The following is a 26274-nucleotide window of genomic DNA, read 5'->3' on the forward strand; positions in this document are numbered from 1 at the left end:
AGCTCAGCCGGTATGGCGCCTGTCAGCCTCATCGTCCGGCGCATCGTTGTTTTCCGTCGAAAGGTCGTCGGCCGTCTGGACGCGGTTGCGTCCCCGTCGCTTGGCCAGATAGAGCGCCTCGTCGGCTACAGCCAGCAACGACCGAGCAGTACGGCCATGCCTCGGCGCAAAGGCCACACCAATGCTACCGCCGATACGCAGCACCTGCCCCTCGAACTCGATTGGCGTCTGCGCATCGTTGACGAGACCGGTGGCAAGTTCGGACGCATCCTTGCCGGTTGACCGCAGGATGACGGCAAATTCATCGCCGCCAAGGCGGGCAACAGTTCCGCGCGCACCAACCCGCAGGCGGTAACGTTCGGCCATCGTCACCAAGACTGCGTCACCCGCCGCATGGCCGTGCTCATCGTTGACGGCCTTGAACTCGTCGAGATCGGCAAAGATCAGCGCGAATGGACGTTTTTTGACGTCGAGCAGGGCCGCAGCGAGCACTTCGTCGAAGCCGCTGCGATTGAGCAGCCCGGTGAGACGATCGTGTTTCGCCATGTGGCGGTTTCGCGCCTCGCTCTGCTGCAGGGCGGAAAAGACGGAGGAGAACCTGAGGGCCACAAACGCCATCAGCGGGGTAGCCGCGATCGCGATGACGATGACGCTCGGCAGGATTTCCGCGCGGACGAAGCCGCCGGGCGATTTGGGCGTCCAGGCGACGACAAGGCATGAGACATCAGCGCAGCGACCGGCGGAGACGTGCACGCCGTCGGCCGGCCGCTGTGACAATGGCACGAAAGCGAGGCCGGTTACGCCAAGCTTTGCCTCGATTTCGCGCAGCGACCGCGCCGTCAGCGGGCGAACCGAAACCATGAACACCGGCTTGCGGCGTTCGGCCGGCAGCTGCAGCGTTTCCGGGATGACGGCCTGAACGACGGCTATGCTCATCTGGCCCTCGATCTGGCGCATATCCACGGCATGAATGCCGGGCACGATCGGCGTGACCGATTGCCGATCAGGCTGGGGGATATCGAGCGTATAGGTGCCGTTGTTGTTTCTCAACGCGTTGTCGTAGCGGCGTCGGGCTTCGTCGAGCAGATCTTCGACGTCGTGAAGCGGGGCATCGGCCGCCTCCGCCGGCACGACCAGCCCATCCTTCACCGCGGTCGAGACATGCCCGTCGGCATCGCTGACGATCAGCCAGGAAAAGCCGTAGTCCTCCCACAGCCAACCCGCCAATTCCGGGGCCACAAAGGTATCGCTCAGCCGTCCGGCCGCAAGTTCCGCATAGGTCGCATTCCAGAAGGAAACCTGGGCCTGAAACTGGACGGCGGCTTCCATCTGGTGCCGCAATTCGTTTGCCACCAGCCGGCGTTCCGCCGAAAGACCGAAGCGATCGGCCTCGACGACGGAGCGGTTGAGAACGAAGATGAGGCTGGCGATCGTCAGGATCGCGACCAGGGTACAGGCCGCATGGATCGCCCACACCGCCCTGTTGCGCTTCGGTTGCCGAAACTTTTGCTCGATCACGCCAGCGCCCCCTCACCGGACCAGCCGTCAAAGGCGAGGGGTGGCACCGGTCAGACGCCACCCTAAAGATCAAAGCAGAAATTTAGTTTAAGCAAGCTGGTATTTGAAAGCCTTAAAGACTTCAACCGCCTAGTAAAGCCGACAATCACCAGTCGTGCGACTGTTAGTTGGACTGCACAGCCGGACGCAACAAGGAGACGATTTCGTCGTCGCCTTCGTCGCGCGCCAGGTCGCGGATCGACCTCGTACCAGTACCATCACGCAGGTTGGCGTTCGCGCCTTTTTCGAGCAACAGCTTCACCACGGATGGCCTCCTGTTGACGACAGCGATAGCGAGCGGCGTCATCCAGTCGCTCTGCGGGTTTGGCCGCCCACGCCCACGGAACTGACCGAAGGGGATGTCGAGCAACTCCGGCTTTTCATTGACGATCTCGAGCACCCGCTCTCCCTTGTCGAAGGCAGCGGCCGCAAACAGGTCGAGCGGCTGTGTCTCGAGGAAGCGCACCATATCGGCCTTGCCGTTGTATTCGGCCCAGCCGATCGGCGGTGCGTGATGATACGGGTCGCGCGCCATGGTGTTGGCACCATGCGCGATCAGCAGCTTCGCCATCTCGATATGCCCGTGCAATGCCGCCTCGTGCAGCGGTGTGCGCGACGTCATGCGGTTGACGTCGAAGCCGAGCGACAGCATCAGCGCCACCTGGGCCGGCTGGGCTTCACCCGCAGCCTCATGCAGGATCGCCGGATGGGCCGCCTGCGTGCGCGAAACAAGCGCCGCATCCCCGGCTGCCAGCGCCTTTGCCGCCGTCGCATTTCCCTCACCGATCGCCCGCGCGAGGCGATCGACATCGGTGAGTTCCGCGACCGTGGCGCCATGGGCCACCAGATAGCCGGCAAGGGTCGGATCACCGCCGAGCTCGGCCCATTGGTAGGGCGTGCGACCTTTCACGACGCGGTTTACGTCGGCCCCATGCTCGACCAGCAGCCGCACACGGTCCGTCATCTTCTTTTCCAGCGCCCAGGCAAGTTGATAGTCGAAGACCCTTTCGCTGTTCTCGATCAACTGACCGTCTTCGCGGACAAGCCAGTTGTTCCTGTCCTTTGCGCTTAGCCCATACCGCAACAAAAGACCGATGCAGGTGTTATCGGGCTCGAACATGCGGTTATAGAGCGCCTGGCTATCATTGGCCGTAGCGCCGGCCTTAAGCAGGAGTTCGGCAAAGGCGACGCAATCCGGATGTTCTGGCTGACGCTCTTTGCCCGCCTCGCCCTGGCCGAAGACGCCCGTCAGCGCGGTAAAACGATATTGCCCGTCGTCCATCCAGAAGGCATTGGCATCGGCGCCACACGCAATGAGCCGTTCAGCCGCTGCAAGGGAAGATCTGCCGGGAACGCGGGCATAGGCCGCGTAGAGCAGAGGCTCCCAATCGTAAGGCCCACCACGCTTGCCGGAGAGTTTCGGATCCGTGTCGAGCCAACGGTCGATGGCGTCGCCATCGCCAAGAGCGGCTGCTACATGGATGCTTTCACGGGCAATTTCTGGATGCTCGTCGAGCAAGGCTTTCGCCTGGGCATATCGCTCCGGGTCCGCAGCGATGTCGCCGAAATAGGACACGGTCGCCAATGCGAGGAAGCGATTGGCAAGCTGTTCGGTGGCGGGCTTGCCGCCCTGAGCGCGTTCGAGATGCGTTTTCAATCGGGTCCAGCTGGAGAAGCCGAACTCCCGGGCGATGACCAGTTGGGCATCCTGCAGGCCGATTGTGGCCGGCTCGGAGAAATAGGACAGCGCCCGCTGGCGTGCCGCGGCATCGCCAGCCTTCAGGGCTTTGTGAAAAGCCTTGGCCTGCTTGCGGATGGAATAGAGGGTAGCGTTCGCGGAAAGATCGCGCGTGATCATGAAAGACCTCCTTTCATTCACGTCCGGTATCCGCGCCCACAGACTGAAAAGAGGTGTGGCAACCAAGTCCAGTGAAACAGGTGGGTCTGGCCCTTCCCGCGGATCGGGTGCGCCCTGCGAACGACACGATCGCTAGCACGCAGCCGATATTCTTGTCCACTGCATGTTTCCTTAAATCCTATCCGATTTAAGGATAAAACATGCAGCAATTCAAAGTGCTACAGCGACCTTTGCGCGTCTGATAAGACGCGCGGCGCTGTAGGCTTCTCAGCTTTCCGGTTCGTAGCGAACGAAAGCAAAGCGATCCCCCTTGGGCGACCAGTTGGGAACATTCATCGTGCCCTGCCCGCCGAAGAGCTCGAACAGCTCGCGCGCGTTGCTGCCATCCATCTCCATCAATCGCAGACGGACGTTCAGGTCCCGCGGATGATCGAAGACATCGCCGTCATAGGAGAGAACCAGAAGGTGTCTTCCGTCGGGCGACGGATGCGGGAACCAGTCGCCATAGGGGCTGTCGGTCACGCGCTCAACGTCGGTGCCGTCGGGACGAACGCGCCAGATCTGCATGCGGCCAGTGCGGCTGGAGTTGAAGTAGATCCACGCTCCATCCGGCGACCAGTCCGGCCCGTCGTTGCGGCCTTCGCCCTGCGTCAGTCGCCGCTCTTCGCCGCCTTCGACCGAGATCGTATAGATATCGAAGACCTGATCACGAATACCGCAATAGGTCAGTGCGCCGCCATCCGGCGACCAGCCGTGCCAGTAGGACGGGAGGTTGGGGGTGACAAGCCGCGGAGTGCCGCCAGAAGCCGGCAGCAGGTAGATCGCCGACTTGCCGAACTCGGTCTTGTCGCTGATCGCAATCGTGCTGCCATCAGGCGAAATGCCGTGGTCATTGTTGCAGAGATGGGCAAAGCCGGTTTCGATCTCGACCGGCTCCGAGCCGTCGAAGGCCAGCCGGTAAAGCCGGCCGTCGCCATTGATGATGAGATATCGCCCGTCCGGAGACCAATTCGGCGCCTCGACCAGCCGCTCCGTCTGCCAGACGACGCGAGTCTCGGCGGTAACGATGTCATAGGTTTCGATGGAACTGCGCATACGCTTCTCCTGCCGCAACCGCAGCTATTTGCTTTCTTCGCCCCGTGGCAGCACCGCCAAGACTTTGGCGCAGATCGACCGCATCAAGATGACGCTGCGCTGGTCTTGCCAGGTCGAGACCAAGCCCCAGGCCAGCAGCAGAAGAATGCAGACGAAGGCGACGCCGACGGTGACGAGACTACCGGTCGCAAGACCATAGACACCGAACACGGCCGGCGTCGCGAAACAGGCGATCTGCGCCGAAAGCTGCCCACCGGCAGAAACGTCGCTCAGCGACCACAGCCGGATCAGCCGGATTTCCTCCTCGGTGAACTCCGGCTGGCTTTCCTTGCCGTCCCGCCCTTCGGGGATGCGCTCACCGTCTATCCCCGATCGCGGAACCGGTTGGTGATTGGATAGCGCCGATCGCGGCCAAAATTCTTCTTGGTGATCTTCACGCCGGGCGCCGACTGTCGGCGCTTGTATTCGGCGATATAGAGCAGATGTTCGATGCGGTGTACCGTTGTCTCGTCATGACCACGAGCAACGATCTCCTCCGTGCTCATCTCCTTTTCGACGAGGCACTCCAGAATGTCATCGAGCACCGGATAGGGCGGCAGTGAATCCTGGTCCGTCTGGTTGGGGCGAAGCTCGGCCGACGGCGCCTTGTCGATGATGTTTTGCGGGATGACCACGCCGGATGGACCGAGCGCGCCCGGCGGCACGGTGGTGTTGCGCCAGCGCGAGATGCCATAGACCTCCATCTTGTAGAGGTCCTTGATCGGATTGAAGCCGCCGTTCATATCGCCATAGAGCGTGGCGTAGCCGACCGACATTTCCGACTTGTTGCCGGTGGTGACCACCATCGAGCCGAACTTGTTGGAGACGGCCATCAGGATCGTGCCGCGCGTGCGGCTCTGCAGGTTTTCCTCGGTGATGCCCGATTCCGTGCCCTCGAACATATCGGCCAGCGCGCCGAGAAATCCTTCGACCGGCTCTTCGATCGGCACGATATCGTAGCGGCAGCCGAGCGCTTCGGCGCAATCCTTGGCGTCCTTCAGCGAGTCCTTCGAGGTGTAGCGGTAAGGCAGCATGATCGTGCGTACCCGTTCCTCGCCGAGCGCATCAACGGCAAGTGCTGCGCAGATCGCCGAGTCGATGCCGCCGGACAGGCCGAGCACGACGTTCTTGAAACCGTTCTTGTTGACGTAGTCGCGGAAGCCGAGCATGCAGGCGCGATAGTCTGCCTCCTCCCGCTCCGGCAGGCGCGATTGCAGGCCGCCGGCACAGTGCCAGCCATTGTCGCCCTTTTTCCATTCGACGATCGACAGCGCCTCCTCGAACTGGCTCATCTGGAAGGCGAGCGACTTGTCCGTGTTGAAGGCGAAGCTCGCGCCGTCGAACACCAGTTCATCCTGACCGCCGAGCTGGTTGGCATAGATCATCGGCAGGCCGGTCTCTATCACCTGCTTGAGCACGACCTGATGGCGCACGTCCACCTTGCCGCGATGATAGGGCGAGCCGTTCGGTGACAGCAGGATTTCGGCGCCGCTTTCCGCCAGTGTCTCGCACACACCAAGATCGCCCCAGATGTCCTCGCAGATCGGGATACCAATGCGAATGCCGCGGAAATTGACCGGCCCTGGCATCTCGCCCTGGTCGAACACCCGCTTCTCGTCGAACTCGCCGTAATTCGGCAGATCGACCTTGTCGCGTACCGCAATGATCTTGCCGCCATCGAGCACGGCGACGGCATTGTGGCGCCCGGTCTTGGCCAGGCGCGGGAAGCCGATAATGACGCCCGGGCCGCCGTCGGCGGTCTCCTCGGCCAACTTTTCCACCGCCTGTAAACAGGCCTTGAGAAAAGCAGGCTTGAGAACCAGATCCTCCGGCGGATAGCCGGAAATGAAGAGCTCGGTGAGCAGCAGGAGGTCGGCGCCCTGGCGCGCCGCATCGGCGCGCGCCTCACGCGCTTTCGCCAGGTTTCCGGCGATATCGCCGACGGTCGGATTGAGCTGGGCGATTGCGATACGAAGCAGGGTGGGAGCGGCTTTGTGAGCGGTCATGAGCGGGCCTGTCGGTCTGTTCTCGAACGAATGCGTCTGACTTTCGCCCCGATCTTTAGCGCAATCCGCGCGAAAATGCCCACAGCCAATCGCCGCGAAGCGAAAAATTCCAAAAAATTCTGCGTTTCCGGTTTGTTATCGGCGCCGGCTCGCGCGTCCTCACGTCACGAAAACCTGTTTCCAAACACCCTGAACAAGTCATTCATCCCCTGTTCAAAATGACAGTCGTATGACAGCTACACGACACATTGATGAAATTGGAGAAGACGTTGGCCAATATCGATTCAGCCGTAGCGAGGAGATCACGAGTCTACGCTGGTAGACCCGGATTTGCCGCGCGGCACGCCAAGACGCTGACCTCCGCACGCAGTGCATTGTTCTCGCTGTCGATCGCGGCAGCCCTCGTTTTTGCAGTCGAGTTGATCGTGCGCCAGTCCATGGCCGACACGGTCGCCTACTTCCTCGATCCGACGCGCCCCGCATGGACCACCATCGGTGCATTCTTCCTGATCCTTCTCGCCATCGATGGCGTTTTCGGCCGCGAACACAAGTCCGCCGTGGTGCTCGCGCCGCTGGCGATCATACCGGCCATCATCTGCCAGCAGAAGCAGGTCTTTCTCTCCGACCCGCTCTATCCGACCGACTTCCTCTTTGGCCGCCAGATCCTCGAATTGATGCCTGTGCTTGTCAAGGATCGTCCGTGGACGGCCGTCGGCATCGTTGTCGGCCTCATCGCAGCCGTTACAACCATCGGCCTGTTGCTGCGTTACGCCTGGCGCAACTTCCCCAAGCTGACACGCCGCGAGCGCATCGCTCGCGCAGCTTTTGCGCTGCCGCTGCTCTTCGCCTTCTGGCACATCATGGATTACAACCAGTTCTCCTGGATCCGTGATCGCCTGAAGGTCATCCCGATCATGTGGGACCAGACCGAAAACTATCGTCACAACGGCTTTGCGCTGGCGTTTGCGATCAATCTGCCGATGGCCAACGTCAACGCGCCCGCCGGCTACATGGCCGATGCGATCGATCGCATCCCGGTCAAGCCGCTGCCGGCCGGCACCTCCCACCGCAGCAAGCCCGACGTCATCGTGCTGATGAGCGAATCCTTCTGGGATCCGACCCGTCTGCCGAACGTCAAGCTTTCGCCCGACCCGATGCCGACGATCCGCGAAATGCAATCTGGCAACGTGTTCTCGCCAGAGTTCGGCGGCATGACGGCCAATGTCGAATTCGAAGCGCTGACCGGCTTTTCGAATGCCTTCCTGCCCTATGGCAGCATTCCGTACCAACAGTACATCCGCAATCCGATCCCCTCGCTTGCCACCTTCTTCCGTGGCGAGGGTTACGTTTCGCGTGCCATCCATCCGTTCCAGAGCTGGTTCTGGAACCGCACCGCCGTCTACAAGGCCTTCGGCTTCGACACCTTCAAGTCGGAGGAGAATATGCCGCCGATGCAGAAGCGCGGCATTTTCGCCTCGGACGAATCCCTGACCAAGGAGATCATCCGCCAGGCGGACGCCATGGATGACCCCTTCTTCTTCTTCGCGGTAACGCTGCAGGGCCATGGCCCCTATGAGCCGAACCGCTATGCCAAGAATACCATCAAGGTCGAAGGCAACCTGCCGGAGAGCGATCGCCAGGTGCTTGAAACCTACGCCCAGGGCGTCAAGGAAGCCGACGAGAGCCTGAAGAAGCTGATGGACTGGGCCAAGCAACGTGACCGCGAAACCATCATCGTGCTCTTCGGCGACCACCTGCCGCCGTTGAACACGGTCTACACCAACACCGGTTTCATGAAGGGCGTGACCGCGGAGCGCAAGGGCTCGAAGGACCAGATGAAGGCGCAGCACGAAACTCCGCTCGTCGTCTGGTCGAACAAGACGGGTCCGAAGAAGAATGTCGGCACGATCAGCCCGGCCTTCCTTTCCTACCAGATCCTCAAGCAGTCCGGCTACGAGCATCCCTACTATACCGGCTTCCTCGGCAAGGTGCACGACCAGTACCGCGTCGTCGACCGCTACATGCTGATCCGCAAGAACGGCAAGGATGTCGCCGAATGGTCTCGTCAGCCGAAGGTCCCGGCCCTGCTGCGCGACTATCGCTTCCTCCAGCACGACATGATGTTCGGCAAGCGCTACTCGACCGACCGCTTCTTCAAGTCGCACGCGGATCTCTACGCCGCAGGCTTCTAAACCACACCCGCACACGTTCGTGCGACATCACTGGCCTCTGAACAGAGCCGGACGGTAAACCGCCCGGCTCTGTGCACTTTCTCATCTATCCCGTTGATTTCCTCGTCGAAGTGGTGCGCTTAAGCGCGTCGCGATCTTTCCGATTCGCTCACTGCGCTTTAGGCTCTTGTTTTTTGCCCGTGTCGTTATCGCAAATCCGCCGCACACTTTTGCGCGAAACGCTTTCGATATCGTCCGATCCATTTCCGGAGATAGCCATGCCGCATTTGAACGAACTCTCGCAGCACATCTTCGGCAAACCGATGGCCGAGCTCGGCGAAATCGAGCGCCGCATCCTGACCCGCGCCAAGGAACGACGCACCGTTGCAACCGACACCAATGCCGCGTTCAGCGCCGAGCTGTCCGTCGGCGACCGGCTCGCCGACGCCATTGCCAGGATTGGCGGCTCCTGGGGGTTCATTCTCAGCTTTTGCGGCTTTCTCGTCGTCTGGGTGATCATCAACACCGTCTTGCTGGTGACCGGGGCCTTCGATCCCTACCCCTTCATCTTCCTCAACCTGCTGCTTTCGATGCTGGCGGCGCTGCAGGCGCCGGTCATCATGATGTCCCAGAACCGGCAGGCCGAGCGCGATCGCTTCGCTGCGGCAAAGGACTATGAGGTCAATCTGAAGTCGGAAGTCGAGTTGATCGCCCTGCACCACAAGGTGGACGATGTGCTACTGCGCGAGATCGCCGAGCTGAGGACCGACATCGCCAATCTTAACCGCCAGCTTTCCCAGTATCGGCACATACCCGACAATGAATAGACACCGGACAAGCCACTAAAGCGCGCAAGAATCTGCAAGATTCCTAATTCAATCACAAATAATAGGCTATTTCTGACTATTGAAACAACCTATTAGCGTATCGAAAAATTAACACTTGGGGAGCACCGTCAAGGCGCAGGGACAGAGAAAAAGCAGTCACGGTTCGGTCGGAGTTGCTGATATGTCCAAAATAACGCGCCTGTTCGGCAGCCGCGATGGCGCTGCCGCAATTGAATTTGCAATCATCGCCCCTCTATTCTTTCTATGTGTGTTGACGTTGATCGCCTACGGCATCTACCTCAGCGCGGCCCACTCCATTCAGCAGATAGCCGCCGACGCAGCGCGCACCGCCATTGCCGGACTTTCCGAAGGCGAGCGAGAACGCCTTGCCACGGACTACATCCAGCGCACGACCATGGACCAAGCCTTCATCAAGCCGTCCCGTATGACGGTCACCGTCAAGGACGATGCTGGTAACGCCAACCAGTTTACCGTGAGGATCAAGTACGACGCCGGCGATCTCCCGATCTTCAACATGTTCACTTTCGCCATGCCGAGCGAAAATATCGAGCGCTTCGCTACGATCCGTTTGGGAGGTATCTGATATGGGTTTGAAAGCGCCGGGAATAGCACACCTCGCCCGATCAAGAGGTGGCAACGTCGGCATATCCGCCGCTCTCGTCATGCCGCTCGTGATCGCCTCCATGGGACTTGGCATCGACTACGGTTACCTCACGGTCCAGAAGCAGGAAATGCAGTCGACCGTCGATCTTGCTGCCATCGCCGCCGCATCGAACGTCTCCTCCGCCGAGCAGGCTGTTCTCAAGTACTTCTCCAACAACCATGTCAATTTCGCTGTTGCGACGCCCTCCGGCCTGTTGACCGTCGATGGCAAGGTTCTGCCGCCCGGCGACGTCGGGACGGAAAGGTCGACGGCGTGGCAACGGTCACGCGTGGACGGTATGTCCCCGATCCGGGCGTCGCAGCCGGCCAGCGCTTCGTCAGGGATGCCGCAGGGCATAGACGGGCTTGCGGCCCTTGCCGGTATGCGCATTCGGTTGCCGATCTATGTCGAGCTTGCCCACGCAGAAGCCAAACTTGCCGACATCCGTTGCTACGGCGGCAAGCCGGAGAACGCGGCAGTCGTCGTCGACGCGGTGCCGGGCGTCGCTGAGATCGCCGTCGGTGACGTCAATCCGAAGGTGCTTTCGAGTTTCTCCTTCGACGCTCGGGTCGAGCGCGCCCGCATCGTCGATGCGCTGGCGGTCAAGATCGACGCCATCGCTCACGTCGAGGCGCAGAACCTTCAAGCGTCCCGCCTCACCTTCAGCCCCGCCGAAGTGGCCGCACGCTCGATCAAGAGCGTTTCGACCAAGGACATCCTGTCGTCGACGACGAAGACCCTGCTCAACAATCTGGACCTGAACATTCAGGTGTTGTTCCTGACGCTCGGCAGCCCGACTATCCTGCAACAGGCGCTTGCCCAGACCTTGGCCGCGGTCACGAAACCGGTGGACGATCTGCTCTACAATCTGCTGCTCCTAGTGGGGGTACGCGTGGGAGAAGCCGATGTCCGCGTCACCGGCGTCAAATGTCAGCCACCGGTACTGGTGCAGTAACAGCCTCGCGACAGCACAAAGGGACTGGCAACGGAAAATCGATTGCCGATGCTTTCGAACAAAATGACGGGTTCGCACGTTATGGGCAAGGTAGAGCTGCTACATGCAGATGGGTTGAGTAGTATCGAAGCACACGTGGCGAGGGATCGGAACCCGAGGCGTATGCGAGAGATCGTCGGGAGACGTGCGCGACAGATGCAGTTGGTTGCAAAACAGGGGGATGCTGCACCGGAGAAACCGCTCGCCTTCACGGCGGACGGATTGCTGCGCAACCCGCTCCTGCGCGAGACGCTGCAGATCAGCGCTCGCGATCTGATGGCGGTCTATGATATTTTTCCACGTGTGGCTCGTCTCGTCGCCTCCCACCAGAAATGGACGCTGACCCAGGCCGCTTACGCGCTTCATCTTGAGCGCGACCCGTCTCACCCCGATTCGGGAGTGACTGCCGCGCGGTTGTTGAAGTTCATGCGCGAGACCGGCGGCGCAAGCAGGAACACGGCAGCCGCATTCCTGTCCGAGCTGCTCGCCTACAAGCTGCTGCGCGATGTCAGAGGTGAGCGGACGAACAAGAAGGTTCGCCCACTTGAGCCGACGGAAGTCAGCGAGAGCGCCATGATGCGTTGGTTCATGAGCCAAATGGGCACGCTCGACCGCCTCGATGGCGGCAGACGTCTGGAACATGTCGAGGCCGACACCTCTGTCCTTGGACGCACGCAGCCGATCGCGGCGCGAATGCTCCTGTCCGACAAGAATTGGAGCGAGCCCCCCGAAGGCGTTGCCATCTTCGTTTGGACCGAATGCGGGGGCTTGCTGCTCGATGACCTCATGGCGCGTCCGAAAAGCCTGACGCCCGTGGACGGAAAGGTCTGGCTGGAACTCAATCTCGCCGAGCTTGCCAACCACTACACCATCTCCAACACGCACGTGCGCAGACTGTTCACCAAAGCGCAGGACACAGGTTTCATCGGCCGATCGAACGACGGCTCCCGTGGACGCTTTTGGATGAGCGCCGGACTGGTCGACGAGTATTGTCGCTGGCAGGCTATAAAGCTCGCGGCCCTGGCCAATGCCTATGAGCGAGCCACGGACGGTGCAGTCCGGTTGGCGAAATAGGTCATTTCCTTCACTAAGTGCGGCCCGGCGTCGCCGGAGGTTCGCGCGCACGGATCGCGTCATCGCCTGGCGGCCGGAAGTGGCTTGAACGGTCCTACGACCGGCCCGCTTCAAACTTCGGCAGATCGTCGTTAATGTCGTAGAAATCGCCCTTGTCGGCACAGAATATGTGATAGCCGGGTAGGAGATCCGTCGGCTTCTCAAAGGCGCCGGCCATGATCGAGACGTATTCGGCGCTATCGGATTTCCAGAACAGAGCCGAGCCGCAGTTGCGGCAAAAACCACGCTGCGCGCCATCGCTCGAACGATACCAGGTCACGTCCTCCGCCCCCTCAAGTTCCATGTCGCGATCCAGCACATTGGTCGCGGCGTAATAGAGGCCCGTCTGCTTGCGGCATTGCGTGCAATGGCAAAAGATCAACTCGCGCAGTTCGCCCCGCGTCTTGAACCGCACTGCCGCGCAAAGGCAGCTGCCGCTGTGAATATCCGACATGGTCCCCGACCTCCTGAAACGAGAAATGCCGGGCCAGCTTCGCGAGCCGGCCCGGCATTGTCAATTTCATAGCGACCGCTCGAGGTTCAGAAAATCTGAACCGTGCGGCAATGCCTCAGTATCAGCCGTTGACGACCAGCTTCTTCTCGTCGCGGCCGCCCTTCATGCGCTCGGCGAGCAGGAACGCCAATTCCAGCGCCTGGTCCGCATTGAGGCGAGGATCGCAATGGGTGTGGTAGCGATCGGCGAGATCGTCACCCGAAAGCGCACGGGCGCCGCCGGTGCATTCGGTAACGTCGTTGCCGGTCATCTCGATATGAATGCCGCCCGGGTGCGAGCCTTCCGCACGGTGGATCTGGAAGAAGCTTTCGACTTCCGACAGGATCCGCTCGAACGGGCGGGTCTTATAGTTGTTGAGCGTGATCGTGTTGCCGTGCATCGGATCGCAGGACCAGACGACCTTCTTGCCTTCGCGTTCAACCGCGCGGATGAGGCGCGGCAGGTGCTCGGCAACCTTGTCATGGCCGAAGCGGCAAATCAGCGTCAGGCGGCCGGCTTCGTTGGCCGGGTTGAGCAGATCGATCAGTTCCAGAAGGCCGTCAGCCGTCAGCGACGGGCCACACTTGAGGCCAAGCGGGTTCTTGATGCCACGGCAATATTCGATATGGGCGTGGTCCGGCTGGCGGGTACGGTCGCCGATCCAGATCATGTGGCCCGAAGTCGCATACCAGTCGCCGGAGGTGGAATCGACACGCGTCAGCGCCTGCTCGTAGCCGAGCAGCAGCGCCTCGTGGCTGGTGAAGAAATCGGTTTCGCGCAGGCTCGGATGATTTTCAGAGGTGATGCCGATCGCCTTCATGAAATCCATCGTCTCGGAAATCCGGTCGGCGAGCTTGCGGTAGCGCTCTGCCTGCGGGCTATCCTTGACGAAGCCGAGCATCCACTGATGAACGTTGTCGAGGTTGGCATAGCCACCCATCGCAAAAGCGCGCAACAGGTTGAGCGTCGCGGCGGACTGGCGGTAGGCCATGATCTGCCGTTCCGGATCCGGAACGCGTTCCGCTTCGGTGAACTCGATGCCGTTGATGATGTCGCCACGGTAGCTCGGCAGCTCGACGTCGCCCTGCTTCTCGATGTTGGAGGAGCGCGGCTTGGCGAACTGGCCAGCGATGCGACCGACCTTGACCACCGGCTGCTGAGCGCCGAACGTCAGAACGACGGCCATCTGCAGGAACGCGCGGAAGAAGTCGCGGATCGTGTCGGCCCCATGCTCGGCAAAGCTCTCGGCGCAATCGCCGCCCTGCAGCAGGAAGCCGCGGCCTTCGGCAACATTGGCAAGAGCAGTCTTCAGACGCCGCGCCTCGCCGGCAAACACCAGCGGCGGATACTTCGCGAGTTTCGCTTCCGTTGCCGCAAGAGCCGCAAGGTCCGGATAATCCGGAACCTGCTGGATGGGTTTCTGCCGCCAGCTATTCGGAGTCCAAGTCTGTGCCATTTCGATCACCTGTTGTCTGCCGCGGACGTCGGTCCGCGCGGGTCGCGCCCTGACGGTTTCGACACCGCCCGGTATTCGGAAATTTCACTGCGTCCGCGCGCCCCGCTTCAGCGCGTGGCCAAGCCTTCGCGCCCGCTCGAAGCCGGTGACTTCGCGGATGCGGGCTTATAGACGTTAAGCGATGGCTTGGAAAGGCATCCTACCAGAATTCATGGTTTCCGGCGTCAGCAAAGCAACCGCCCTGCTCAGCCGACCCGCTCGCCCTTACGCACGCGATAGGACGGCGCATACATCGTCACAAGCTCTTCCGATGCTGTCGGATGCACCGCCATCGTCCGATCGAAGTCGTCCTTGGTGCAACCGGCCTTCAGCGAAATGCCGAGCAATTGCGCCATTTCGCCGGCATCGTGCCCGAGGATGTGGGCGCCCAGCACTTTGCGGTCGGCAGCGTTGACGATCAGCTTCATGATCATCTTTTCCTTCCGGCCGGAAAGCGTCGCCTTCATCGGCCGGAACTCGGCACGATAGACTTCCAGTTCTTCGAACTGACGCGCAGCCTGCTCCTCGCTGAGGCCGACGGTGCCGATCTCCGGCTGGGAGAAGACGGCCGTGGCGATCAGGTCGTGGTCGGGCGATACCGGGTTGTTCTTGTATTCGGTCTCGATGAAGCACATTGCCTCGTGGATCGCGACCGGTGTCAGCTGGACGCGATCGGTCACGTCGCCGAGGGCATAGATGCCGGGCGCGCTCGTGCGCGAAAAGGCGTCGACGACGATCGCGCCGCGCTCATCCGTGTTCACCCCGGCGCTTTCGAGCCCGAGGCCCTTGGTGTTCGGCACGCGGCCAAGCGCCAGCATCACCTGATCGACGGCGATTTGGCCGTGTTTCATCGTCTGCGCCACGCGCTTGCCGTCGGCGTCAGTCGTGACCGACTGGATGATGTCTTCGCAAAGGATCCGGATGCCCTTCTCTTCCATCGCCGTGTGCAGGCCGCGGCGGAGATCCTGATCGAAACGCGAGAGGATTTCCTTACCGCGATAGATCAGTGTCGTTTCGACGCCGAGACCATGAAAGATATTGGCGAACTCGACAGCGATATAGCCACCGCCTGCAATCAGGATCGACTTCGGCAGTTCCGCCAGATCGAAAGCCTCATTGGAGGAAATGCAGAGTTCATGGCCCGGCAGCGCGTCATGCGGCGTCGGGTGGCCGCCGACAGCAATGACGATACGTTCGGCGGTCACGGTCTTGCCAGTGTCGAGCAGGCGAACCGTATTCGGGCCGACAAGCTCAGCCCGTGTACGCAGGATCTCCGCGCCGGCATTGGCGAGCCCCTTCTGGTAGAGGCCTTCGAGCCGCGTGATCTCCTGCTCCTTGGCAGCGACGAGCTTTTGCCAATCAAAGCGACTTTCGCCGACGGTCCAGCCGAAACCCGCCGCATCCTCGAAATGTTCCGAATATTGCGACGCGTAGACATAGAGCTTCTTCGGAACGCACCCACGGATGACACAGGTGCCGCCATAACGGAACTCTTCGGCGATCGCGACCTTCTTGCCGAGACTTGCCGCCAGCCGGCCGCTTCTGACGCCACCCGAACCGCCACCGATTACGAAGAGGTCATAGTCGAAAGCGGGCATGGGCGAACTCCTGAAGGTCGTGCAAGCTGCAATTAGGACAATTAGGGGACCGCGGACCAGGCATTTTCGCCGGCGGCACGCCCCGCTCGGGGGGCAGTCCCCCGTCGCAGGCACATATAGTGTTGCACTGCAGAAAAAGAAAAGCCCGGATTGCTCCGGGCTCCCCAAAACGTGATGTTTAGCCCAGCTGACCCGAGCTCTCTCCGACCGACCGCGGATTATTGGGCGGGCGGTGTCTCAACGGTGCCTTCAATACGTGGCGGAGCCGAAGTGCCGACCTTGGCGTCGAGCGACTTCGTGGCTTCGGTGTTGAGGTCGCGCGACACGCCGGCTGCCCAGATGTCTGCCGCCTTCAACAATTCGCGCGAAGCAATCGGGCCGTCGTTCAGAAGCTTCTTGCCGGCCGTCGACTTGTAGAACTCGGTAATGGCGTTCAGCTCTTCAAGCGTAAAGGTCTTGGCGTAGATCGTCGCGGCTTCGTTTTCGAGATCGGCGCGACGCGCTGCCAGGGTCAAAGCCTTTTCGTCGACGGTCGCGGTGATCAGCTCCTGGAAGTTCGGCGAAGCCTGGATCAGAGTATTCTTCAGACGCTCGGCGAGGTTCGGCAGAATGTTGTCGAAGTTGTTGGTCACGCCGAGTGCAGCGATGGTCGCACGCGCGGCCTTGATCTGGGCGTCGGACACGTCCTGAGCCTGAACCGGAATGGATGCAGAAAGGAGAACCGCGGTGGCTGCGAAAGTGCGGACAAGACCTGCGAGTTTGTTCATTTTTATCCATGCTCCTGTGTTTGTCGCATGCTGCCGGGGCGATTGCCGCCGCCAGGCCCGCATGTGTGGTAACCTGTTTTCTTCACCGGCCCCTGCTCCCCAGGGAGCGACGGGAACCGGCTCAAGATGCGGTCAGAATGCGTGCCTCTTCCGGTCCGGCAATAATTGCCAGCGACGCGATGCCTATGAAAAGTCCATGCTCGACCACGCCCGGAATGGCATTCAGCTCTCCCGCGAGCGCATCTGCATCAGGAATACGGCCAAAAGATGCATCAAGAATGAGGTGTCCACCGTCCGTCTTGAAGGGGCCGTCGCCTGAGTTGCGCACGGAGATGTCACCGGAAAGACCGAGACGCGAGGCCACCTTTTCGATGGCGATGCGCGTTGCCACCTGGCCGAAGGGATTGACCTCGATCGGCAGCTTGAATGCGCCGAGAACATCGACGACTTTCGATTCATCGGCGATGACAATCATGCGCTTGGAAGCGGCCGCGACGATCTTCTCGCGCAGCAATGCGCCGCCGCCGCCCTTAATCAGTCGCAACTGACCATCGACTTCGTCGGCACCATCGATCGTCAGGTCCAGTTCCGGAAGTTCGTCCAGCGACTTCAACTGCACGCCAAGCTCCAGGCACAGCCGCGCAGTACGCTCGGAGGTCGGAACGCCTTCGATGCGGAAGCCCGCAGCGACCTTCTCGGCCAGGAGCCGAACGAACTCCTCGGCAGTCGATCCCGTCCCAATGCCGAGACGCATGCCGTCTTCGACATGTTCGAGCGCCGCTGCCGCGGCTTTGATTTTCATTTGGCGGGCGTCCATACGCCAGTCGCTCCCTTTTTACCCACCGGATGTGGATGCGGTTACCCACCTTCTCCATCCGTTTTCCGCTGAGACACTTACACGCCCAAAGCTGCAAACAAAAGCCAAAATCAGGGGCCCGGCCCGGATTCCTGGTCCCTTCCCACACACACTTGCCATTGCATTCTCTTGCAACTTCGCCTACCCGAACGACAACTCTTTCCGGCTACGCGAGGTTCACCTCTTGTCTTCCCCCATTGTCGTCTTTGATCTCGACGGAACCCTTGTCGATACGGCGCCGGATCTGGTGGCGAGCCTCAACCATGCGGTGACCCAGGCCGGCGTCGAGCCGGTCACCTACCGCGACCTCACCCATCTCGTTGGCCACGGTGCCCGCGCGATGATAGAGCGGACTTTTGCGCTTCGCAACAAGCCGCTCGATGAAGAAGCGTTGGCCTGGCAGATGAAGGAGTTCGTCGACTTCTATCATGGCTCGATGCCGGGTGATTCCCTGCCTTACCCGGGCATGCTCAACGCACTCGACCGGCTGTCGGCGGCGGGCTTCAAGCTCGCAGTCTGCACCAACAAGCCGGAGATGCTGGCAAACCGGCTGCTCGAGCGCCTAGGCCTCATCGATCGCTTCGCGGCGGTTTCCGGTGGCGACACGTTCGAAATCCGCAAGCCGAATGCCGACCACCTGCTGCGCACGATCGCCAATGCCGGCGGCAGTGCCGCGCACTCGGTGATGATCGGTGACAGCCTCAACGATATTCTGGTCGCCCGAAACGCCGCGATCCCGTCGATCGCCGTGCCGTTCGGCTATTCCGACGTGCCGATCGAAAGCCTGGAGCCGACAGTGATCATCCGCCACTTCGACGAGTTGACGCCGGCGCTGGTGACAGGGCTTTTCAACGGCAAGTAAGCGCGCGGGCGCTGGGCCTGAGGTTTTGATCCGCATCTGATCGAGGATAGAGCCCACTAAGATCAATCGTCATTGGCAGCGCGCACGTAGCAGGTTCCTGCGTCGCGCCGCTTCTCGCATCGCAAAAACACGCTGCGTTCCTCTCGCGTCACCACCACCTAAACGAAAAACCCCATGGAGAAGCTCCACGGGGTCTGAAATTCTGTCGTCGAACACGGTGCCAGTGCGAGTGGCGCCATCGCCTAATTGGGACTTACCCCTCGGCCCGGCGAGCGTCGCGGGTGGCGTCGAGGGCGCGGTTCACGTACATGTCGCGCTCATACACGTCGTCGAAATACTCGATGACACCGTCCTTGTTCGGCCAGGCGGTAAAATAGGCGACGTAAACAGGAACCTTCTGCGGCACCTGCAACGCCTTGTTGCTGCCGCCGCCGATTTCCTTGCCGACATCCTCGACGCTGGTGCCAAGCACGGCCGCTGCCATCCGGCGCGGATCGGCGAGCCGCACGCAACCGTGGCTGAGTGCGCGCTGGTCACGCTTGAAGAAGCTCTTCGACGGCGTGTCGTGCATGTAGATGGCATGCGCATTCGGGAACAGGATCTTCAGTTCGCCAAGCGCGTTGTCGCTGCTCGGCGGCTGGCGCACGGCAACCGAGGCGGTCGATCCGGTCCAGTTGACGGAAGACGACGGCACTGAGCGCCCGCCTATCTCAACCTGATAGCCCATCCGATCGAGATAACCAGGGTCGTTGCGCAGCTTCGGCAGCATCTCGTTGATGATGATCGACTGCGGCACGCCCCAGTATGGATTGACCTCGACGGTCTGAATCTCATCCTGGAAGAAATAGGTCTGGTTCGCCTTTGAACCGACGACGACGCGCATCGAAAACTGCTCGGCGCCATTGTCGCTATAGGACGCGGTAAAGGCCGGCTGGTTGATGAAGACGTAGCGGTTGCCGAGCCCATCGGGAAGCCAGCGCGCCTGTTCCATCGCGACTTCGAGCTTGTTGATCTTGCTTGCCACGGTGTCGCCACCGGTCAGGAGTCGCAGCGACGCCTGACCGACGACGCCATCGGCCTTCAGGCCATTCTCCTTCTGGAACGCTTCGACGAGCAGAACCAGCTCAGGCGTGTACTCAGGGGTTCCTTGATAGGCCGCGAGCACTGCGGCGTGATCCGACTTCAGCGTCTCGGAACCCTTGATGCGGATCCCGGCGACGATGTTGGCAAGTTCCGGATTGCTTTGGCCCGGCTTCAGGAGCGTGCCCGGCGCGATCTCGACACGCTGTTCCACGCTCTTCTCTGCACGAAGGCGCTCGAGTTCAACCGACAATGCAGCGAATTGTTCGCTCTTCGGGTTCTGATCGTTGAGCAGCGTGGCAACATCGGAGCTTGCCGACATCCTATCGAGGAAGGCTGAGAGATCGACGGTCTTGCGCTTGAAATCGTGATAGCCGGAGATCTTGTTGGGATCGATGCGGCCACGCACCGTGTCCTCGACATAGGAAAGCGTTGCCGCCGACAGCGCGATTTCGAACTGAACAAGTTCCTTTTCGCGCGCGATCATATCGCCGCGGTCGAATTCATCAGCAGGCACCTGAACGGCATAATCCTGCGGATCGAGACCGACCTTTGCTGCATCGGCAAGAACGGCAATCGCCCCCTTTGCGCGCGCGTTGACACCGGTGCCGTCGATCCAGACGAAATCAGAACGCGAGCCGTAATGGGTCTCGATGGCTTTTGCCACATTCGAGGTCGTGCGAACCTCAACGTCAGGCATGAATTGACGGGCATCGGTGAGCGCCGCACGCAGCATTGGCGGCAGCGCTTCGTTGCGCACAGAACCGGTGACGACCGGATCGAGCAGCCTACCGGTATCGACCCGGCGCAGAGGTTCCGCCTTGTAGGTATAATAGCGAGGGCCGGTCACCTTCGGCAGCGGCGTGGAGACCGTCCTCTGCTGCGGCTGCCCCATGGAACCGACACCGGGCAGCGGCTGGCCGGACTGCATCTCCTGCTTCGGCGTCTTCTGTCTGCCGCCGCGGATAAGGTCCATCAACGTGATGGCCGCAGCCGGCCGCACATCGAAGGTTGCAATCGAACAGCTGCTCATGAGCGCTACGATCGCTGCCGTCTTGAAAATTCTCATGTGAAACTACGTCCCCGTATCGCGTTGTCGCCGAACTCGGCTTTAGCCAGATTCTCGCCACGCCCTCGTGCTCTAAAACTTATAGAAAAGGATGGTGAATGAAAAGGAAACGCGCCTCCCCGAACGTGCATGAAAACACCTCTGCGTGGTAAAAAAACCGCTTGATTTCCAGGACGTTCGAGGGGGCGTAAAAATTTGATTTGCATCGACATTAGTGTCGTTGCCACCCGGCCCGCACGGCAAGGCGAGCAATGCGAGCCTTAAAGGAAGGCAACGAATGTGGCTGAAACGCCACAAGGAATCCGGGTTCGCCGCGCGCACGCGAATCAGCCGCTGCACGACTGCAAAGGCCGCTCTTTGTCGCACGCCCGCCTTTCAAACGATTGTAGCATTGCCAGCTCCGGGGCCACCTCTTTACAAGCCTTGCCAGCCGGGGCAGAGAGAGGCCCGGCACCTTGGGGAAGGGACAGCCGGTTGCGACCGCGTCCCCTCGCCCAGACTTCATGAACCGCATGACGAAGGCAGGGATCACGATGACATCGACGCGCACGGAAACAGATACGTTCGGCCCCATCCAAGTGGCAAACGACCGCTATTGGGGCGCCCAGGCCGAGCGTTCCCTCGGCAACTTCAAGATCGGCTGGGAAAAACAGCCGGTCGCAATCGTCAGCGCGCTCGGCATCGTCAAGCAGGCCGCGGCCCGCACCAACATGGCGCTCGGTCGCCTGGATGCAACCATTGCCGATGCCATCGTCAAGGCCTCGCAGGAAGTCATCGACGGCAAGCTCAATGACCACTTCCCGTTGGTTGTCTGGCAAACAGGCTCCGGCACCCAGTCGAACATGAACGCCAACGAGGTCATCTCGAACCGCGCAATCGAAATGCTCGGCGGCGTCATGGGCTCGAAGACGCCGGTGCATCCGAACGACCACGTCAACATGAGCCAATCGTCCAACGATACCTATCCGACGGCGATGCACATCGCCTGCGCGGAGCGGGTGATCCATGATCTGCTGCCGGCGCTAAAGCACCTGCACGAGGCGCTCGAAGCCAAGGTCAAGGCGTTCGATCACATCATCAAGATCGGCCGCACCCACACCCAGGACGCAACCCCGCTGACGCTCGGCCAGGAATTCTCCGGTTATGCCGCCCAGGTCGCGTCCTCGATCAAGCGCATCGAGTTGACCCTGCCCGGCCTTTGCGAGCTCGCGCAGGGCGGTACCGCTGTGGGTACCGGCCTCAATGCACCCATCGGCTTTGCCGAGAAGGTCGCGGAAGAAATCGCCAAGATCACCGGCATTGCCTTCACCACGGCACCGAACAAGTTCGAAGCGCTTGCCGCCCACGATTCGATGGTCTTCAGCCACGGCGCTATCAACGCCGCAGCAGCTGCCCTCTTCAAGATTGCCAACGACATTCGCTTCCTCGGCTCCGGCCCGCGCTCGGGCCTCGGCGAGCTCTCGCTGCCGGAAAACGAACCGGGTTCGTCGATCATGCCGGGCAAGGTCAACCCGACCCAGTGCGAAGCGCTCACACAGGTCTGCGTCCAGGTGTTCGGCAACAACGCCGCACTGACCTTTGCCGGCAGCCAGGGCCATTTCGAGCTCAACGTCTTCAACCCGCTGATGGCCTATAACTTCCTGCAGTCGGTACAGTTGCTCGCCGATGCCGCGATCTCCTTCACCGACAACTGCGTCGTCGGCATCGAGGCCCGCGAAGACAACATCAAGGCAGCGCTCGACCGCTCGCTGATGCTGGTGACGGCGCTGGCGCCGAAGATCGGCTACGACAACGCGGCCAAGATCGCTAAGACCGCCCACAAGAACGGCACGACACTGCGCGAAGAAGCCGTCGGCGGCGGTTACGTCACCAACGAAGAGTTCGACGCCATCGTGCGTCCGGAAACGATGATCAGCCCGGCCTGATCCGTATACCCCTGCCGCGGCGCCTTAATCCGCGTCGCGGCTCGGCCCTCGCCCGGATCGACGGGACATTGCATTGTCTGCGTTAAGTCGAATTGTCTTCATTCGCAGAAGCAATCATTAAGACTTCGCAAATCATTTGCCCCTAAAAATCAGTACCTGTAAGCAATGAGTAATATTGGGGGTTTGCGAATGCAAACGGCCACCTCTGGAAAAACGCAAGCTCCGGATATCGCAGCACAAGTAACTCATGCGATGCGCATGATGGGCGTGTCGCCGATACCGCGCAATTACGAGCTTTATTACGAAGCCTACCTCGGTTCGAATCCGCAATTGTCCAAGGAACTCGCAGCTCTCGGCAGCCGCGCGACCCAGGAGGAACTCGACGCGATCGGCGCACAATATTTCAGCCATATCCATCGCTCGACCGGTATCGAGCGCGCCCACACCAGCCTTGCGGCCAAGCTGACCGAACTGGTCAACCTGTTGAAGGACGAGCAATATGCGCTCGAGACTTACAACAAGGTTCTCGACGAAGCCTATGTCAACATAACGAGCAAGAGCGCGTCCAGCGCCGACATCCTGCGCCACGCCATCGGTATCCTCACCGAGGCGACCGCCGACACGATGAGCCAGGGCAAGGAGCGCGTGCAGACCGTGGTGCAGAAGTCCTTCGAGATGGAGGTCATCCGCCAGGAACTCGACGAATACAAGCGGATCGCCAATACGGATTCGCTGACGCGGCTCGCCAACCGCCGTGCCTTCGACGACAATCTCGCCGCCGTCTACAACAACGATCATGAGAAGAACTTCACCGGCCTGCTGGTTGCCGATATCGACCACTTCAAGAAGGTGAACGACACGTTCGGCCATCCGGTCGGCGACAAGATCCTGGCGACGGTCGGCAGCGTCATCCGCGCCAATGTCCGCCGCGACGCCTTTGTCGCCCGCACCGGCGGAGAGGAGTTCGCGGTCATACTCAAAGACAGCAGCCAGGAAGAATGCCTGCAGGTCGCCGATCGCATTCGCACCGTACTGGCCGGCACGCCCTTTAGAAATTCCAAGACCGGCGTCAATTATGGCCCGATCACCCTGTCGGTCGGCGTCTGCATGGCGACCGCCGCGGAGGATGCCGTCGATCTCTACAACAAGGCGGATATCGCGCTCTATTCCGCCAAGAATGCCGGCCGCAACAAGACGATGCTGTTCGAAGACGGCATGCGCAAGGAATCCGGCCGCAACTGGCTGATCTACCGACGTTAGCAACGTCCGAGATACCCTTCATGAAAATGGCGTCCATCGGGCGCCATTTTCATGTCAGCACTCTCGTTCCCTTGGAAACAGCCAGGCCTGATTGCAATCGCTAGAACAGTTGCAACAGGGACCAACGGCTACGGAAAGCACGATCGGTTCCCACAATCCGAGGGGGAGAACCGACATGAAGCGCATTTTTGCAGCCGTCACCGCGATCGTCTTGATGACAGGATCAGCCGCAATTGCCGGCGAAAAGGCACAGGGTCAGATCACCGTCGCCTCCCTCGACAGCAACGCCGCCAAGACCGGTTGGCTTCAGGTCCTGTCGCAAGGCGGCGCCAGCTATAAGGCCAAGCGCGGCGACATCAGCCAGTCACCGATCGCGCGAGAACTCGTCGCCTTCCCTGAGACCGCCGCTCCCGGCACCATCATCATCGACAATTCCGAGCGTCGCCTCTACCACGTCGTCGGCCGCGGCATCGCAGTCAAATACGCCGTCAGCGTTGGGCGGAAGGGGTTTCTGTGGACCGGAACCAACACCGTGAGCCGCAAGGCCGAATGGCCCACCTGGGTGCCGCCCGAGGACATGCGCGTTCGTGAAGCCAAGAAGGGCAAGGTGCTGCCCGCCAGCATGGAGGGCGGCATCGACAATCCGCTCGGTGCCCGCGCCATGTATCTCGGCTCGACGATCTACCGCATTCACGGGACCAACCAGCCGCTGTCGATCGGCAAGGCGATGTCATCAGGCTGCATCCGCATGGCCAACGAGGATGTCGAGCACCTTTATGCCAATGTCCAGCTCGGCACGACTGTGGTCGTTCGCGACTGACCGACCAGTCAAGGCAAGGCGTCCACACTCAGCCTATCGACAGGCGGAGGCACCCGCCTGTCTTGCAATGGCGATCAGTTCCGGCCGGTACTCGAAATGCATGGTGTCGAAATGATACCAGCGGCCGCCCCAGATGAAACCATGCTTCTCGAAGACCTCGACGATCTCCAGCGGATAGCGGTTGCGGTAGGGCGCCGCGCCGCTCTTGCCTCCGCCCGCCCAGCGCCAGTAGTCGGCAAAGCCGGTGTTGAGATCGATCGCCGCGCCAAAACTGTGCACCGAGAGCGTGTGCGCGCCGGCAATGTTGCGCCAGTTGAAGGTCCCGGCACTGGGCACGAGATACCGCTTCAGCTTTGGTCGTGAGGCAAGCTCGCGCCCGACCGCCTGCAACGCCTTGGCCACACCGTGCCTGCTGGTGACGCTCAGGCGCTCGCCGAACCAGTCAACCACGACAAGATCGCGCCTGACGCCCGCAGCACTGCCCCCATAAAGACGTTTCATCAAGGCTTCGCTGCGGATGCGGCCCGGATCGAAATCCACACCCGGCGGCTTGGCACAGGGACCAAGCGGATAGATCTGCGAAAGACTGTCCTCGATATCGCCGGATGCGAGCTTTTCGGCGTGGCTCTTCTGCCTGCCATCATCGATCGGCAGCGCCGGGCCGCCATCGCGCAGGGTCAGCGTGTCTTGGCCGACCTCGGCGACCGCCTCCGGATAGGCCCTGGCGAGCAGTTCGAGCTTTTCGCTGAGCGTCGGCTCGGCCGCCAAGCCTCTGCTGACACAGGCCGAGACAAGCAGAACGGCGGCACCAAGACACGCGCTTATAGATCCACGTCGCATCACGTTTCCATCTCTGGCTTGCGTCGGCTCCGCGGTCGTTCGCAAACCCGCTCGGCCGTTCAGCCTACCACATGGTCTGGGCTGCGCGCTCCGGCCATTCGCGGTCATAGGTATCCCGATCGAAATCGGCCTTGGCGGCCTTCAGCAACGCACCGGGCGTCGGAAGCGTCGCGGGATCGATGAAGCGCTCAGGATTCCAGATCTGCGATCGCATCAAGGCGCGGGCGCACTGGAAATAGACCTCGCCGATGGTGACGACGAGGACGCTGCGCGGGTTCCTGCCATCGATCTCGAAGGAGTCAGTCAGCGCCGGATCGATGCTGACAACGGCGGTGCCGTTGATGCGCATGGTGGTGTTGGATCCAGGCACCAGGAACATCAGCGCCACGCGCGGGTCGCGCACGATGTTGGCGAGCGAATCGACGCGGTTGTTGCCGCGCCAGTCGGGCATCAGAACCGTCTTGTCGTCGGCGACCCGGACAACGCATTCGTCGTCGCCGCGCGGAGAACAGTCGAGCCCTTCGGGACCTACGGTCGCAAGTGCGGCAAAGGGAGATGCCTCGATCATCTGCCGGTACTCTGCGGTCAGCACTTTGGTGACCTTTGCCACCGATGCCTCGCTGACGCCGCCGTAAAGCGCGTTCAATTCCTCGACCGAGGTGATGATCGACATGCCGTCCTCCCGCAAATGCATGATGCCCAAACCGTTATCCGGCTTCATGCAGCCAACTCAATATCAGCAGCGGCGCTCGCCTCGCGAAAGACGGTAACACCGCGGTCGAAGTGATCCTTTCGACGGATAGCATGACGGGCATATGACGGCATCAGCGAAATCTTCCGAAGCCGTATCGGACGCGAGAACGCGGATGCGCGACCAGCCTTCGG

Annotated in this window: 22 protein-coding genes; 9 read left to right on the forward strand and 13 right to left on the reverse strand. The window is 61.1% G+C overall.

The features are described 5' to 3' along the window. Window positions 1-3: 3 nt before the first annotated feature. From ASD00_RS20965 to ASD00_RS20985, 5 genes are all read right to left on the reverse strand, one after another. Window positions 4-1518, reverse strand: a complete 1515-nt coding sequence (locus ASD00_RS20965; protein ID WP_057208697.1) for a diguanylate cyclase — start codon at window positions 1516-1518, stop codon at window positions 4-6. Between the two features lie 163 nt (window positions 1519-1681). Next, window positions 1682-3415 carry an ankyrin repeat domain-containing protein gene (locus ASD00_RS20970; RefSeq protein WP_025427227.1) on the reverse strand — a complete coding sequence of 578 codons (1734 nt, stop codon included), beginning with the start codon at window positions 3413-3415 and terminating at the stop codon, window positions 1682-1684. A 267-nt stretch (window positions 3416-3682) separates the two neighbouring features. After that, window positions 3683-4510, reverse strand: a complete 828-nt coding sequence (locus ASD00_RS20975; RefSeq protein ID WP_025427228.1) for a TolB family protein — start codon at window positions 4508-4510, stop codon at window positions 3683-3685. 24 nt (window positions 4511-4534) lie between these two features. Further along, complete coding sequence (locus ASD00_RS20980) at window positions 4535-4720, reverse strand: hypothetical protein (protein WP_025427229.1); 186 nt, start codon at window positions 4718-4720, stop codon at window positions 4535-4537. A 152-nt stretch (window positions 4721-4872) separates the two neighbouring features. Further along, window positions 4873-6555 (reverse strand): NAD+ synthase, encoded by a 1683-nt coding sequence (locus ASD00_RS20985; RefSeq protein WP_025427230.1) that lies wholly within the window; start codon window positions 6553-6555, stop codon window positions 4873-4875. A gap of 269 nt (window positions 6556-6824) precedes the next feature. Between ASD00_RS20985 and ASD00_RS20990 the strand changes: the two genes are divergently transcribed. The 5 genes from ASD00_RS20990 (at window position 6825) to ASD00_RS21010 (ending at window position 12285) form a co-directional block, all read left to right on the forward strand. Next, a complete protein-coding gene (locus tag ASD00_RS20990) occupies window positions 6825-8747 on the forward strand; it encodes an LTA synthase family protein (RefSeq protein ID WP_025427231.1) in 1923 nt (640 codons plus the stop codon). Between the two features lie 257 nt (window positions 8748-9004). Next, window positions 9005-9553: a DUF1003 domain-containing protein gene (locus ASD00_RS20995; RefSeq protein WP_025427232.1), complete on the forward strand. Its 549-nt coding sequence runs from the start codon at window positions 9005-9007 to the stop codon at window positions 9551-9553. A 181-nt stretch (window positions 9554-9734) separates the two neighbouring features. Continuing rightward, window positions 9735-10157: a TadE/TadG family type IV pilus assembly protein gene (locus ASD00_RS21000; protein WP_025427233.1), complete on the forward strand. Its 423-nt coding sequence runs from the start codon at window positions 9735-9737 to the stop codon at window positions 10155-10157. A gap of 1 nt (window position 10158) precedes the next feature. After that, window positions 10159-11172 (forward strand): pilus assembly protein TadG-related protein, encoded by a 1014-nt coding sequence (locus tag ASD00_RS21005; protein WP_057208699.1) that lies wholly within the window; start codon window positions 10159-10161, stop codon window positions 11170-11172. 162 nt (window positions 11173-11334) lie between these two features. Next, entirely contained in the window at window positions 11335-12285 is a 951-nt protein-coding gene (locus tag ASD00_RS21010) for a hypothetical protein (RefSeq protein ID WP_038576148.1), read from the forward strand. A 94-nt stretch (window positions 12286-12379) separates the two neighbouring features. On the opposite strand, the gene ASD00_RS21015 is transcribed toward ASD00_RS21010, so the two are convergent. From ASD00_RS21015 to rpiA, 5 genes are all read right to left on the reverse strand, one after another. Beyond that, window positions 12380-12778, reverse strand: coding sequence for a GFA family protein (locus ASD00_RS21015; protein WP_025427236.1), 399 nt, complete (start codon window positions 12776-12778; stop codon window positions 12380-12382). A 121-nt stretch (window positions 12779-12899) separates the two neighbouring features. Continuing rightward, window positions 12900-14273, reverse strand: a complete 1374-nt coding sequence (locus ASD00_RS21020; RefSeq protein ID WP_025427237.1) for a 3-deoxy-7-phosphoheptulonate synthase class II — start codon at window positions 14271-14273, stop codon at window positions 12900-12902. Between the two features lie 245 nt (window positions 14274-14518). Further along, complete coding sequence (gor, locus tag ASD00_RS21025) at window positions 14519-15910, reverse strand: glutathione-disulfide reductase (RefSeq protein WP_025427238.1); 1392 nt, start codon at window positions 15908-15910, stop codon at window positions 14519-14521. Window positions 15911-16128: 218 nt separating this feature from the next. Continuing rightward, window positions 16129-16677, reverse strand: a complete 549-nt coding sequence (locus tag ASD00_RS21030; protein ID WP_025427239.1) for a DUF2059 domain-containing protein — start codon at window positions 16675-16677, stop codon at window positions 16129-16131. Window positions 16678-16798: 121 nt separating this feature from the next. Continuing rightward, window positions 16799-17494 carry a ribose-5-phosphate isomerase RpiA gene (rpiA, locus tag ASD00_RS21035; protein ID WP_025427240.1) on the reverse strand — a complete coding sequence of 232 codons (696 nt, stop codon included), beginning with the start codon at window positions 17492-17494 and terminating at the stop codon, window positions 16799-16801. Between the two features lie 223 nt (window positions 17495-17717). Between rpiA and ASD00_RS21040 the strand changes: the two genes are divergently transcribed. Further along, window positions 17718-18395: an HAD family hydrolase gene (locus ASD00_RS21040; protein WP_025427241.1), complete on the forward strand. Its 678-nt coding sequence runs from the start codon at window positions 17718-17720 to the stop codon at window positions 18393-18395. A 253-nt stretch (window positions 18396-18648) separates the two neighbouring features. On the opposite strand, the gene ASD00_RS21045 is transcribed toward ASD00_RS21040, so the two are convergent. Continuing rightward, entirely contained in the window at window positions 18649-20544 is a 1896-nt protein-coding gene (locus tag ASD00_RS21045) for a murein L,D-transpeptidase (RefSeq protein ID WP_025427242.1), read from the reverse strand. Between the two features lie 503 nt (window positions 20545-21047). On the opposite strand from ASD00_RS21045, the gene fumC reads away from it, so the two are divergent. The 3 genes from fumC to ASD00_RS21060 all read left to right on the forward strand — a co-directional run bounded on the left by fumC (window position 21048) and on the right by ASD00_RS21060 (window position 24549). Further along, entirely contained in the window at window positions 21048-22469 is a 1422-nt protein-coding gene (gene fumC / locus ASD00_RS21050; protein ID WP_107027596.1) for a class II fumarate hydratase, read from the forward strand. 189 nt (window positions 22470-22658) lie between these two features. Beyond that, window positions 22659-23729, forward strand: a complete 1071-nt coding sequence (locus ASD00_RS21055) for a GGDEF domain-containing protein (protein WP_025427244.1) — start codon at window positions 22659-22661, stop codon at window positions 23727-23729. 175 nt (window positions 23730-23904) lie between these two features. Further along, the gene (locus ASD00_RS21060; RefSeq protein WP_025427245.1) at window positions 23905-24549 is read left to right on the forward strand and encodes a L,D-transpeptidase; all 645 of its coding nucleotides are present in this window, start codon (window positions 23905-23907) and stop codon (window positions 24547-24549) included. Between the two features lie 33 nt (window positions 24550-24582). Here ASD00_RS21060 and ASD00_RS21065 read toward each other — a convergent pair whose 3' ends face one another. Both ASD00_RS21065 and ASD00_RS21070 read right to left on the reverse strand, forming a co-directional pair. Next, a complete protein-coding gene (locus ASD00_RS21065; protein WP_038576151.1) occupies window positions 24583-25389 on the reverse strand; it encodes a M15 family metallopeptidase in 807 nt (268 codons plus the stop codon). Window positions 25390-25453: 64 nt separating this feature from the next. Continuing rightward, window positions 25454-26062 carry a pyridoxamine 5'-phosphate oxidase family protein gene (locus ASD00_RS21070; RefSeq protein ID WP_025427247.1) on the reverse strand — a complete coding sequence of 203 codons (609 nt, stop codon included), beginning with the start codon at window positions 26060-26062 and terminating at the stop codon, window positions 25454-25456. Window positions 26063-26274 lie beyond the last annotated feature (212 nt).

This window comes from Ensifer sp. Root31 (assembly GCF_001424825.1).
Lineage (GTDB): Bacteria > Pseudomonadota > Alphaproteobacteria > Rhizobiales > Rhizobiaceae > Ensifer > Ensifer canadensis.